The sequence below is a fragment of the Geitlerinema sp. CS-897 genome (genome assembly GCF_028368005.1).
In the GTDB taxonomy this organism is placed as follows: Bacteria; Cyanobacteriota; Cyanobacteriia; order Cyanobacteriales; family Geitlerinemataceae; genus Baaleninema; species Baaleninema simplex.
On the sequence record NZ_JAQNCQ010000143.1, the window covers coordinates 1 to 13,285 of the forward strand.

8 protein-coding genes and 2 pseudogenes are annotated in these 13,285 nt (G+C 54.2%); 6 read left to right on the top strand and 4 right to left on the bottom strand.

What is annotated here, in order from left to right:
* Window positions 1-144: 144 nt before the first annotated feature.
* Complete coding sequence (locus tag POG22_RS08900; protein WP_063717560.1) at window positions 145-1,026, bottom strand: metallophosphoesterase; 882 nt, start codon at window positions 1,024-1,026, stop codon at window positions 145-147.
* Window positions 1,027-1,292: 266 nt separating this feature from the next.
* Between POG22_RS08900 and POG22_RS08905 the strand changes: the two genes are divergently transcribed.
* Window positions 1,293-1,850 carry a pentapeptide repeat-containing protein gene (locus tag POG22_RS08905; RefSeq protein WP_063717565.1) on the top strand — a complete coding sequence of 186 codons (558 nt, stop codon included), beginning with the start codon at window positions 1,293-1,295 and terminating at the stop codon, window positions 1,848-1,850.
* Between the two features lie 197 nt (window positions 1,851-2,047).
* On the opposite strand, the gene POG22_RS08910 is transcribed toward POG22_RS08905, so the two are convergent.
* The gene (locus POG22_RS08910) at window positions 2,048-3,220 is read right to left on the bottom strand and encodes an MFS transporter (RefSeq protein WP_063717561.1); all 1,173 of its coding nucleotides are present in this window, start codon (window positions 3,218-3,220) and stop codon (window positions 2,048-2,050) included.
* Window positions 3,221-3,331: 111 nt separating this feature from the next.
* On the opposite strand from POG22_RS08910, the gene POG22_RS08915 reads away from it, so the two are divergent.
* From POG22_RS08915 to POG22_RS08925, 3 genes are all read left to right on the top strand, one after another.
* Window positions 3,332-4,423 carry an aromatic ring-hydroxylating dioxygenase subunit alpha gene (locus tag POG22_RS08915; protein WP_063717562.1) on the top strand — a complete coding sequence of 364 codons (1,092 nt, stop codon included), beginning with the start codon at window positions 3,332-3,334 and terminating at the stop codon, window positions 4,421-4,423.
* Window positions 4,424-4,620: 197 nt separating this feature from the next.
* Window positions 4,621-5,907 (top strand): aminotransferase class I/II-fold pyridoxal phosphate-dependent enzyme, encoded by a 1,287-nt coding sequence (locus tag POG22_RS08920; protein ID WP_063717563.1) that lies wholly within the window; start codon window positions 4,621-4,623, stop codon window positions 5,905-5,907.
* A gap of 5 nt (window positions 5,908-5,912) precedes the next feature.
* Window positions 5,913-7,043 (top strand): GNAT family N-acetyltransferase, encoded by a 1,131-nt coding sequence (locus tag POG22_RS08925; protein ID WP_063717564.1) that lies wholly within the window; start codon window positions 5,913-5,915, stop codon window positions 7,041-7,043.
* Between the two features lie 318 nt (window positions 7,044-7,361).
* Here the strand turns inward: POG22_RS08925 and POG22_RS08930 are convergent.
* Window positions 7,362-7,601: pseudogene (locus POG22_RS08930) on the bottom strand (IS630 family transposase); the annotation flags it as partial.
* Between the two features lie 1,226 nt (window positions 7,602-8,827).
* Between POG22_RS08930 and POG22_RS08935 the strand changes: the two are divergent.
* Window positions 8,828-10,219 carry a TldD/PmbA family protein gene (locus POG22_RS08935; protein WP_498904816.1) on the top strand — a complete coding sequence of 464 codons (1,392 nt, stop codon included), beginning with the start codon at window positions 8,828-8,830 and terminating at the stop codon, window positions 10,217-10,219.
* Window positions 10,220-10,268: 49 nt separating this feature from the next.
* Here POG22_RS08935 and POG22_RS08940 read toward each other — a convergent pair whose 3' ends face one another.
* Entirely contained in the window at window positions 10,269-11,606 is a 1,338-nt protein-coding gene (locus tag POG22_RS08940) for a hypothetical protein (protein ID WP_498904817.1), read from the bottom strand.
* Between the two features lie 70 nt (window positions 11,607-11,676).
* Between POG22_RS08940 and POG22_RS08945 the strand changes: the two are divergent.
* A pseudogene (locus POG22_RS08945) lies at window positions 11,677-13,149 on the top strand (efflux RND transporter permease subunit); the annotation flags it as partial.
* Window positions 13,150-13,285: the final 136 nt, after the last annotated feature.

The window sequence follows — 13,285 nt, forward strand, 5'->3', positions numbered from 1 at the left end:
GCGCGATCGACGTATCAACGGTGCGATCGAGATCTCGAGATGGAGGAGGTTCGGACGCGGAGATCGAGCCAAAGGCGATCGAATACACGAGGTTACACGCGAGGGCTACCGACAGCCATCGCCCGAACAGAAAGAGTTTACGAGTCATTGTGAAAACAAGACAACATCTCGATCTTTGACTTCGAGCGATCGCTCGAGTTTCGGTTCGAGGGTGAATACCGTAAGTTCCGGCCAACAGAACAACCGTCCGGGGAAATAGGTTCCCAAACCGCGATTGACATAGAGTAAGTTCTCGCCGACGCGGTGCAGTCCCAAGGCGTGTTCCCAATGCTCGACGACTTTCTTACATTCAGACAAATAAGGGACGAAGCGGCGCAGCGGTTTCGGGACGATTTTGCGCATGGGTTCGAGGGCTAACGCCAGCGGTCCGATACCGGGAACGACAATTTGTCCGCCGTGAGTATGTCCCGCAAGGATTAAGTCCGCTCGCCACTGTTGTAACACTTCAGCGCCATCGGGGTTGTGGCAGAGTACCAAACGCGGGATCTCCGAGGGAATCGAGGCAAACAGCGAGGCTGGCTTAAAATCCCGCGCCCAGAGATCCGGAAGTCCTACCAGGGCGACACTGTCACCGAAGGGATAGGCGACCTGGTTCCAGAGGACGTGGATACCGATACTTTCGAGGGCTTTCGTGACTACCGCTTTCGACCGCCGTCGGTACAAATCGTGATTTCCCAAAACGGCGTACACCCCAGCGCGACTTTCGAGGCGTTTGAGGTGTCGGACGAGTTCCCAAGCGGGTTCGGGATCGGTGGTCACGTAATCGCCCGTCAGGACGACGAGATCCGGTTCTTGCTCGTTACAAACAGAAATGGCGCGATCGAGCAGGCGATCGCTCAAACGCAGTCCATCATAGTGTAAATCTGACAGTTGGACGACGCGCATCCCGCGTAAGTGAGGGGGAAGAGCTTCGATGGCGATCGCCAGACGTTCGACCTGTAAAGGCCCAGAAAAAACGCTGTGCATTGCTTACCGCTCGACGCAAAAGACCGTTGACTAGATTCACTGTCCATTTTTGACAGCTCGACGACCATTTGCCAACCCCTTTTACAGTAAAAAGGGAAGAGGGAAGAGTGGGAGTGTCAATCCTCCCTGTTCGCTGAGGTTTCCCCATTTGAAATCTCAAATTCCAGCAGGGTTGTTGAGAAAAGATAACAGTATCCCCACAGACGCGATCGAACCGACACAATAGAGATCTAACGAGTTAAAAGGCTTCTTTCGGAAACTTTATGATAGATGCCCAAGAATTACTAGAACAATACGCTGCCGGACAACGGAACTTCCGCGATCTCGACTTGTTCCGAGCCGATCTCAACGGCGCAGACTTAAGCGGCGCAAGCTTTTTCCGTACGAACCTGTTTGGAGCAAACCTGTTTCGCGCCAACCTGCTGGGCGTGACACTGTTTAATGCCACTCTCATCGGCGTCAACCTGTATTGTGCGAACCTCAGCGGGGCGAACCTCAGCGGGGCGAACCTCAGCGGGGCGAACCTCAGCGGCGCCGACTTAAGCGGAGCGGATTTGAGCGGGGCAGACTTAGGCGGCGTCGATCTCAGCCACGCCAACTTAAGTTTTGCCGATTTGAGTCAGGCGAACCTGTTCCGCGCCAATCTCGTCGACGCGCAACTCGATCGAACCAATTTCAACGGGGCGGACTTACGGGAAGCGAACCTCAACGATACGTTGTTGAGTCAAGCCTTGGTGAACGCCGCGAAGTTCGTCCATACCATCGGACTCACCGCCGACACCGAGGAAGAGTTACGGCAACACGGCGCGATCGTCACCGCCTAACAGCCGACGTTCGAGGCGGCGAAACCCGCGAGATCGCCACAGCCACACGAAAAACTCTAGGGTTGACTTCGCCAAAGCTCCAGGGTTTTTCGTGTGACGCTCAATTAGAGAAACGGCCCAGACGAGCAGTCCGTTTCATCTCCTCATCACCTCACGGGTGACGGGTGACTGGCGACTGGCGACTGTAAAAAGCCTCCTCAACTCCGAATCCCTACGGGAGCGAACAAGAGAAAGCTTGCAGAAACGGTCAAAACGGCGGCGGTGTAAAAGACGATTTCCAAGCTAGAGCGATCGAGAACGACACCTAAGATAATTGGAGAGGCGAACTGACCGAGAAAACTGACCCCCGTTCCTACTGCGAGAACACTGGATTTTAACTCGAAGGGGGAAACGTTGGCCAGGGCATTGTAAAGGTTGGGGAGGACTAAACCGAAACCCACACCGAAGATAGTGGCGGCGACGATCGTTCCCCAAAAGTCATCGATCCAGGGAATCGAGGCTAAGGTGACCGCCATCAAACCGAATCCTAACGCTGTCGAGCGATCGAGTCCGATGAGTTTGGCGAGTGGCTTGGCACCGAACGCCGAAATCGCAGCGGCACCGAGGGCGCGGGCAGCTAACACCAAGCCGTTGAGACTCGGACTCAACCCCAACACGCGATCGAGATAAATCGGCGCGTAAATCACCACTGCGTACATCGCGATCGACGACAAACCCATTGTCAGTAACAACCGCATCGTTCTCGGACGTAGCAGCAAATCGAACAACTGACCCCCCAACGGCCTCGAGGCTTGCGGCTTCGGCGAGAGAACTTTTCCACCGAATACATAAATTGCCCAAATTGTCAAGGGAAATGCAATGCCGTTGAGATAAAAGGCATATCGCCAGTTTTCGTTACCCGCGACGCCGCCGAGAAGTGGATATACGATACCCGTCAGAGTCAAAACTGCCGTGGCCACACCGAGGATGCGGGTGCGAGCTTCACCCTCGTACATCCGCCCCAGCACCCCCAAACAGGAAGCGGCCAAACCCCCACAAGCCACGCCGAGGAGACCGCGCGTCGCCAGCAACGACCAAAACCCCGTCATCCAAGCACCCGCTACACCAAACACGCCGTAAAACAAAAGTGACGGTATGAGAACTCGGGACGGTCCGAACCTATCCGCCAGCAGTCCTAACAGCGGACTGAACAGAGCCAGCGTCAAACAGTGAAAGCTGCCCAACACGCCGCCCAGAGCCACATCGATCTCGAGTTGTGCCATGACATCGGGGAGAACTGGGGCGATGACGCCGCCAGACATGGTCGTCAGCGATCCTCCCGCCAGCACCACGGACAACTTAAACCACTCTGGGCGTAACTTTGCGTGCATAAGCGCTAAATTTGAAAACTTCTAGAACTCCAGTATGATGACATACTCGATCGCTCTGGTACGATCGAAACTTGGGGTGTTGGCGTCCCACATCTTCAGGAGGAAACATAGATGAAATTGGCGACGACATTAAGCGGTCAGACGGTGCAAAACCGAGTGCGCGACGTCGGGATTAACCCCGACCACTGGTATCCCCTCGGTTGGTCGAAGCGGTTTAAAACCGGTCAGGTGAAAGCCGTAACGGTATGGCAACAACCGATGGCGGTGTACCGAGACGAATCGGGTCAACTGTACGTGCTCGAAGATGCCTGTCCTCATAAAGGCGTCGAACTCCACCACGGAAAAGTTTCGGGTCGTCATTTGCTGTGTCCGTATCACGGGTGGGAGTTTAACGGAGACGGCGAATGCGTTAACATTCCCTATTTTCCTCCCAACAGCAAGCTTCCCTGTGCTAAAGCGCGAAGTTATCCGGTGCGCGAACAGTACGGTATTGCTTGGGTGTTTCCAGGAAATCCCGAACTCGCTCACCGCTGCGATCCGCCAGAGGTTCCCGAATATGGTAACGACGATTGGTTGATGGTACCGATTACGGGACACTTTCACGCCCATTTTTCCATCGCGAACGAAAACGCGATGGATGTGTTCCACGGCTTCCTTCACGAAGAACTCCAAGGCTGGTTCGATCCGGTTCTACTGGATCTCAAACAGGACGAAGACAGCGTGTGTGCCAGTTATCGCGTGTCCTACAAAGGACAGATGGCGAAATTTTTGGGGCTGACTGACAGTGCTGACGAAGTCACGACCCGGACGATTTCCGTGCGCTACCGCTATCCTCACTATTACAGTACCCTCGAAGGGGTTTCGTCGATCCATCTGATGCGCTTGCCCGTCAGCCCGACGGAAACTCGGTCGTTTGCGCTGTTTTTCCTGAAAGTTCGCCTTCCCGACTGGATTCTCAACCCTCTGAAAACTCCGCTGACGTTATTTATCGAAAAGGTGCTGTTCCAACGATTTCTCAACCAAGATATCGGTATGATGGAAAGTGAACAGCGTAACTATTCGGCGAACCCGCAACGGCGCTACGTGGAGGTTAACCCCGCCATTATCGCCCTGCAACGAACGATCGTCGCGCAATACGATCGCGTTTGGGTGGGTTCGGGTGAGAACGGCAGTCAGGAGGAAAAAACCTCCGAGACTGACTAGCCCCGTGCTGGCTGTCACTAGCGCGATCGACACAAACTTTTTATTCTAAAGGTCAGATCGATTTCGCGATCGCGGCGGCGTGACAGCAATCTTGCCTGTCAACCTACAGAACAGGTATCTTCAGAACGGAAATTACACTGAGATGTTGAAACCGCAGCCTATCAACTATCTAGACAAACGGTGAGGGGAGAAAGCTAGTGCAAGTTATTAAAGAATACGTGCCAAAGGTACACGCACACGGGTTGTATCCCGATGAGTATATCTGTCATGGCAAGCGCGGGAATTTCGTTGACATTGAAGAGCCAGTCAGCGGACGACGGTTGACGGTTTTAACCTTTTGCACGAACGACGTACTCGGCTTAGTTCAAAATCCCGAGGTGAAGCAGGCGGCGATCGCCGCCATCGAGCAGTACGGAACCTCGAACAGTTCCTGTGAAGCGTTGAGCGGTCGCATCGATCTACACCGCCAATTGGAGCGGGAAGTTTCGGAGTTCAAACATTTACCCCACACGCACCTGTTTTTGAATGCGTGGATGGCCTTGCAAGCGTTGATGGATGCCTTCTGTCACCTGGCGATTAACGTTCCCGGATTCCGACACACCCGGGAAACCCTGATTCTGAGCGACGTTCTCAACCACGGTTGCATTATTTCGGCAATTACCCATGCCAACAACCGCTCGGGGAAAGCGTTCAGCCACAGTCCCAACGTGCGCGTGAAAGCCTATCGCCATAACGACACGAACGATTTGGCGCGGAAGTTGCGACGCTACGCCAAACCCGACGATCGCATTATGCTGATTTCCGATGCGGTGTTCTCGATGGACGGCGATATTACTCCCCTGCCGGAGTATCTCGATGTGATGGAGAACTACCCCGGTAGTGTTATCGTGATGGACGAAGCCCACGCCAGCGGCGCGATCGGGCCGACGGGACGCGGGATTTACGAGTATTACGGTATCTCTCCGCAAGACGCGATCGATCGCGGAATAGCTCCCGTCATCATGACGACTTTCTCGAAATTCGCGGCATCCGCTGGTGCTGCCCTCAGCAGCCCGAGTCCCGAACTCAACGACCTGCTAACGGTGTCTCCTACCTCGATCGGGACGATTTCGCTTCCGGCTCCGACGACGGCGGCCGCTTTGGAAAGTATTCGTCAAGTTCGTAAAAATCCCATGTTGGTGCAAACGCTGCAAGCCAACACCCGGTATTTGCGATCGCGTTTGGTGGAACGAGGATTCGAGGTCATTGGCGAAACGAACGTGATTCCGGTAATCTTGCCCCCGGACATCAATCCGAAGTATTTCGCCCGCCACATGATGGACTGTCACGGAATTTGGATTTCGCCGATTTGGTTCATCGCTAAACCTCGCCTACGGATTACCGCTAACGCCCTCCATACGAAGGAGGAAATGGATCGCTTGGTCGATGCGATGGTGGAAACTCGCGAGGCAATGGTCTCTTCGACGGCAACGGTAAGCGCGTAAGGTTTATGGGGGCAGTTACCATCCAACCTGTGACGACAGCGGCAGAGTTGCGTCGGTTTCTCGACGTGTCTCGCTTGGTGTACGCAAGCGATCGCCACTGGGTCGAACCGATTCGCGTGTCGATCGCCTCGCAACTGTCCCCCTCTGAAAACAATCCGTTTCTTCAGTACGGGGAATTTCAAGCATTTTTGGCGATCGACGAGAGCGATCGCGCCGTCGGCCGGATCGTAGCTGCCCTCAACCGCCGCCTGATCGAACGAGAAAGCCGAAATATCGGACTGTTCGGCTATTTTGAATGTATCGACGATGCAGAGGTGGGGCGATCGCTCCTCGAAGTGGCCTCGTCTTGGTTGCGCGATCGCGGTGCGACAACCGTTCGCGGTCCGATCGATCTGTCTACTCACAACAGTTGTTTGTTTCTCGTAGATGGGTTCGACTCGCCGCCGATGCTGATGATGCCTTACAATCCCCCGTACTACCCACAGTTACTAGAACGGGAAGGATGGGTCAAGGCCAAGGACGCTTACGCCTACGACTTTCCGATGGAACCGTTGTCGGATAAGTTCGAGAAAGCCTATCGGGTGGCCTTGAAAGCAGGGGTGACGTTCCGTCCGGTGAATCTTAAAGGAGAAGGGTTCGATCGCGACGTTCGCAAGATTTATCAGCTTTTTACCCAAGCATTTTCTAATAATTGGAGTTCCTCTCCTCGCAGCGAAGAAGAGTTTTTTGAAGAAGCTCAACAACTTAAAACTCTCGTCGATCCTGCCATTTTTCCTATTGCTGAATACGACGGGGAAATGGTGGGCTTTTTTATGGGATTACCCGATTACAACATCGCTCTAAAACACGTTAACGGACAGTTAAATTGGTGGGGAATCCTTAAGTTTTTGTGGTATCGCCGACAGATCGATCGCGCGCGGATGATTACCCTCTGCGCCCTGCCGGAATTTCGACGTAAAATGGTACCGCTGGCGTTAGTCTATCTGGCAATGCAAGGCGGACAAAAAAGCGGTTACAAACGGGCAGAACTCTCTTGGATTTGGGAAGATAACTACCCATCTCGTAAAATCACAGAAGCCTCGGGCGGTACAATTTTTAAAACCTATCGCGTTTATGAAAAACCGCTAAACCCTTAAAAAAAACTAAGGTAGCAAAGTTGACTGGAGCCAGTGAGGTCGAGAGTTAAGCGGTCAGGGATGGATAGTCAATTAAAATGGTCAGACGCCAATCCCAACCCAAAGCGACCCAGCATCAAGTGCTTGAGTGCGTACAGAAGCACTGTCCCGAGTGTTCTTCAGAAGATGCACAACAAGTACGACAACGTCCGACGGGTGCGAAGCCTGAGCGCCGTCGTCCAACTGCAATTGAAGGTACGATGCTGTGTCAATCGGCAATGCTCTCGCTACCGCCAAGCCCTATCACCCCGAAAACGAAAGTCGATGGGCTTTACCTCACTGGAGTTTAGACAATATCAAATACTCTTGTTGTCTTATCCATGAAGTAATTTGTGTTTTTTCTTCCAGTTTTAGATAGCTCTGACTTCCTTTGTGTTGAAGCTTCAAACTCTCAACACCCTCAAAAATAGCTTTATTTTTCCATTGACTAACGAAGCTCGAAGAAACATTTAATATTTCTTCGATTTTCTTAGAGAATTGACCAGATAATTTCATTTTGGCTGCCAATGCTCTCTTCATTTTTTTTGTATAGCAGCCGCCAGAGCAACCAGGACATTTTCAAGCCTGGAAGTCGTTATACACAGCCAGAGCCGACTGTCCTAACCCAATTGACGAGCGCTATATTTGTGGTGTTTTTAATGAAATCACCTAGCTCGTCTATGATATTCATGAGGTCTGTCTGATATTGAAAACCTTCCGTGTATATTATACTACAAAAGTTTCCATGAATCATTTAGGATTGCTATATAGCCGAAGCAAATCTCACTTTTGTTTGTAAAAACATGAGCTTGAGCTGTTGTTAGGTTGAGCGAAGCCGAAACTTAACAACAGCTCAATTCAGCGCAGAGACTCCGATCTGATAAATGTTACATTTTTGGGATGCAGCCTGGCTCCTTGATGGGGAGCATCCCGTTTTGGAAGATACATGACAATTGATTGTTGGGAACCTCGAAAAATTGATTCTAATGCAAAACTCAACGGCTGAAACCCCTGAAATCTCGTTCTATATTCTCGATAGCATAGCCTTTTTCTCATTAAGCTTGAATTAATCGAGGTGCCCTGTTGAAAATCGTTTCAAGACGTAGGTGAATTCGTCTCTGTGAGAGGCAAGCCAGTATTCTCAATAGTAGCTGCTTATCTATAATTGCCGAAATGGGATGCTCCCCCTTGATGTTACCTGCAAGCAGGTTGAAGTGTATCGTCCCAATCAATCTGTCGTAATTTTAGACGCACTGCAAAAGCGATCTCGCGACGATGTTTTATCAGGTTTTAAATGGGTCTCCTGAGATTACGGTGTAATTTGTTATGAATAATACGAAATCGAACCGGGGCGCACCCCCCCAACCCCCCTTCGCAAGGGGGGTTGGGGGGATGGTTTCGATCCTGTATAAAATCCGCTTATCACCTCAAACTCCGAAGACCCTTTTAAATTAATACGGAATCCAGGTTTAAAAACCCTGTTTTACGGATCTCGCTTTAAGTCCCTGTACGAAAGGACTTAAAGCGATTTTGAGCGATTGCTTTAAGAGGGTCTATGGTTTGCGGATTCCGTATAAATTAGATCGAATTTAATTTAATTTAAAAAATACTTAAAATTCCCATTTTCTCCATACTTTTGTGGTAAATTCTTGCCTCTTGCAACAGTGAAGAAAGCCGAAGGTGATACAGTTGAGAGCAGTTAAGAGATAACAGTAAAGCGGGTCGATCGCCCGTTTGGAGACCTCGCCTGCCAGGAGAACGCCACCATGCCGACGTTACCCCCCGACCCTCAAAACCTGTTGTCAGACTTAATCGATCGCTACGGACATCGCGTCGATTACCTCGCCATCCGCCTCGAAGAATCCGAACGGACCGAAATCTTCAGACGCTCCGATCGCCTCGAAACCCTCAGCGAAGAAGTCTCCGTCGGCGGTCAGATCCGCGCCTGCTACAAAGGCGGTTGGGGATTTGCCAGCTTTAACCGCCTCTCCCATCTCCAACAGCGTATCGAAGATGCCGTCACCGCCGCGCGACTCGTGGGGAGCGATCGCACTGCCTTAGCCCCCATTCCCATCGTCCGCGATATCTGTCAGTTACCCTTAACAGGAACCGACCCCCGCCAGATTCCCCTCGTCGAAAAAAAAGCCCTGTGCGATCGCTACACCGACATTCTCCGCAGCGTCGACGATCGCATCGCTACCACCTCCGTTCGCTACAGCGATTGCGCCCAGCGGGTGATTCTCGCGACCTCCGAAGGCACGGCGATCGAACAATCCTGGGTTGACCTCGAAATGCGCTTCGCCGCCACCGCTCGCAACAGCGAAACCGTCCAAACCGGCCGAGAAACCGCCGGTTCCCGCAAAGCCTACGAAGACATGACGCAACTCGACGAACAAGTACGAGGTGCGGCACGACGAGCCATCGATACCCTAGCGCTTCCCTCCGTACAGGGAAAAACCTACACTGTCGTCATCGATCCCATTCTCTCCGGGTTGTTCGTACACGAAGCCTTCGGCCACCTCTCCGAAGCCGATATGGCCTACGAAAACCCCGATTTACTCGAAGTCATGACCTTGGGACGGCGTTTCGGCTCTTCCGACTTGCAAATCTTCGACGGAGCCGCTCCCGAAGGACATCGCGGCAGCTATTTTTACGACGACGAAGGAACCCCCGCCAGTACCACGCAACTGATCGAAAACGGCGTGTTAGTCGGACGGCTACATTCCCGAGAAACCGCCGGAAAACTCAACGAAGCCCCCACAGGAAACGCCCGCTGTTTGAACTATCATTACTCTCCCATCGTCCGCATGACCAATACTTGGATCGGACGGGGAACCACCCCAGTCGATCGCCTGTTCGATGGCATAAAAGAAGGCGTTTACGCCCGAAACTGGCTCGGCGGCATGACCAACGGCGAAATGTTTACCTTCAGTGCTGGAGAAGCCTGGATGGTTCGCAACGGCCAGTTAGCGGAGAAAGTGCGAGACGTGACCCTTTCGGGCAACGTTTTTACGACCCTGGCAGATATCGAAGCGATCGGCGACGATTTCTATTGGGACGAGTCCGGCGGTTGCGGCAAAGGCGGCCAGAACGGCTTACCCGTCGGGTGCGGCGGCCCGAGTTTGCGAATTCGCCAAGTCGTCGTCGGCGGGAATTGATTTTGGAGGGGGAGAAAGGGAGAGGGGGAGAGGGGGAGATGAGGTTTTCTTAAGAAACCGACTCGCTCACCACTTCAAACGTAAAGGAAAGCGCGGCAATCTCACGATTGCGGATGACCTGGGGAACTTCCTCAGAATCCCCATCGCGGCGATCGCTGAGGTCGTCAATCAACGCCGCGATCGCCTCACTTTCAGCAAGCTGTCCCTGACGCTGACCGAGACGGCGCTCTTCTTCGAGGGTGGCGATCGCCCGTCGAGCGCGTTCCATCGGCGTGCGACTGGCGATAAACAACACCTCAGAAATACCGGGTTCTGGCGCTCGTGCGGGGATTTGAAGACTGCCATTTTTCATCAGGGGCAGTTGTTCTTGACGATCGGGTTGGCGCGGAAAGAGGAAGTGAATCCCTTCTAAAGAAATCGCCAGAACCAAGAGATAGAGAGGATTAGAATCTTGACTAACGACCGCGAAATTGAAGTGTTGACCCACCCTTAGCATCGGAGTCGGCGCTCGGCGAGGAACGGTCGAATCCTCCTCTCGTCCTCGCACAGTAAAGGCTTGGGCGAGGAGTCGGTATTGGGAACTTGCGGTTGAATCGGATGGGGTATCGCCCTCAATTTCCAGGGCGATCGCAAGGTTAAGTGTCGAGGCGTTAGCGTTGAGGGTTTGTTTGATCGACTTGGCAGCCAAAAGCGATCGCAGTTTCGAGTTGAGGCGACGCACGGCTAACTCCATCGATTCGTTGGGAGCGCTGAAGGAATCGGGGATAATTTCTCGCAAGTCCTGAGAAAGCAATCCCACACTGCCAACGTCCACCCACTCGGTATCAGGATCGATCGCCGCGAGATAGTCCGGGGTCATGCGACAGAATATATAGTCGATCGCCCCACCGTAAAGGGTTTCTTCATCTTGAAAAGGCAGAGCGATCGTGCGGGGCAGATCGTTCAAGCGTTGCTGTGCCTCGATCGCTGCTTCTCCCAAAGAGGGATCGATACCAATGCGGAGTTTGAGATCGCGGGGAATGCGACGCGCTGTTTCCCGTAACAACGCGCCTTCGGGAATGGAGGAAACGCCTGGGAAACGTTGGATGGAGACGTTTCCCGTCAAACCGTCGCGAGAGATCAGTTCCGCACGTCCGATCTCCTCTCCGTCGGAAGTGACAACATCAAACACGAAGGTGATGCCTTCCGCCAAGCTATCGGGAACTGTACCCCCAAGCCAAACTGTCGCGCGATCGCCGCGCACCTCTCGAATCACGGCTTCGGCGGCGCGGTTGGGTCGATCGATAAAGTAAATTGAGGGCGATCGCGTCAAATCGGGTGCGCGATCGGCAGGGGGACGTTGCGTCGCCGTGCTGCTGTTCCTCGGCTCCCTGCGGCAAACCTTCATCGTCGTGCTAGCGATTTCGCGATCGAGTCGCTGCGATCGCCTCCCTCCCATTTGGCTGTTCGGACGGGGGGTGCGGCTGCGGCTGCTGACGGTGTGTTTGGCGGTGCTGGTGTTGGGGGGCAGCAGCATCTGGATGGCGGGGCAGCTTCCCCAGGAAATTCTGCCGCGCATCAACACCGGACAGGCGTGGCTGGTGATGCAGTTTCCGCCGGGAACCCCCCTGCAAGACAACCGCCGCGTCGTTGCGGCGATCGACGAAATTCTCCTGTCGCAGCCGGAAACCGAATACGCCTTCACCACGGCGGGGGGCTTCCTTTTCGGCAGTTCCACCAGCGCCAACGCCCTGCGCGCCTCCAGCACGATCGCCCTCTATCGCGGCAGCGATGTCTCCGCCTACGTCGATCGCGTCAACCCTGAGATATCCCGCGAAGTTCCCCTGGTGGGCAGTTCCGTGCGGATGCGTCCCGAGTCGGTGCGGGGGCTGAACCTGAGCAACTCCCCGACTCGCGACGACATCGACATTATGTTGCAAGGAACCGACACGGCGGCGCTGGAGGAAGGGGGCAAGCTCGTGTTGCAGGCGCTGGAGGATAACGCCACCATCGCCCGCTATCAGCCCGATGCCGCCGATCCGCAGCCGGAAATTCAAATTCGCCCCGACTGGCGACGCGCCGCCGATTTGGGGCTGTCTGCTGAGGCGATCGGCGAGACGGTGCAGACGGCGCTCGACGGAACGGTGGTGACGCAACTGCAACGCAACGATCGCCTGGTGGACGTGCGGCTTCAGCTTCCGGTGGGTGCGGTGTCGCGCCCGGAGGTGCTGCGATCGCTGCCCCTGTTTGGCGAGGGGGCGGGAGGTGGCAACGCCTCCGTGCAGTTGGGGGATATCGCCCGCATCGAACCGGGCATCGCACCGGGGGAAATTCAGCGCCTCAACCAGCGCCAGATCGTCTTAATTGAAGGCAGTTTGACGGACGGTGCCAGCCTCAGCGCGGCGCTGGAGGAAGTGGAGGCGATTCTGGCGACGGTGACGTTGCCGGAGGGAGTAACGCGGATTCCCAGTGTCGCCGCCCAGACGAACCAACAGCTTCAGGATTCGCTACGCCTGCTGAGCGGCTTGGCGACGTTTTTGGTGTTCGTGGTGATGGCGGTGCAGTACAACTCGCTGCTGGATCCGCTGGCGATTATCCTCACGGTTCCCCTGGCGCTGGCGGGGGGCATTCTGGGGCTGTACCTGACGCAGACGGCGGTGGGGGCAACGGCGATCGTCGGGGCGGTGCTGCTGGTGGGGATTGTGGTGAATAACGCCATTCTCCTCGTCGAGCGCGCCAACCAGGTGCGTCTGGAAAAGCGCCTGAGTCACTACGAAGCGATGTTGGAAGCCGCCCCGCAGCGACTGCGCCCGGTGTTGATGACGACGGTGACGACGGTGCTGGGGCTGTTTCCGCTGGCGTTGGGGCGTGGGGAAGGCTCGGAATTCCTACAACCCCTGGGCATTGTCGTGTTTTCAGGACTGTCCCTGGCAACGTTTTTAACACTATTTAGGGCTTGCTGAAAAGAAGTGAAAAGCTTACGACGTAAGGCTTAGAGGAGTCTTGACATGGCTTCGAGAACCCGAAAAAGAGGTAAAATTGGAAATTCCTGTGCATCCGGCAAGAAAAAATGTATCAAAAATCACA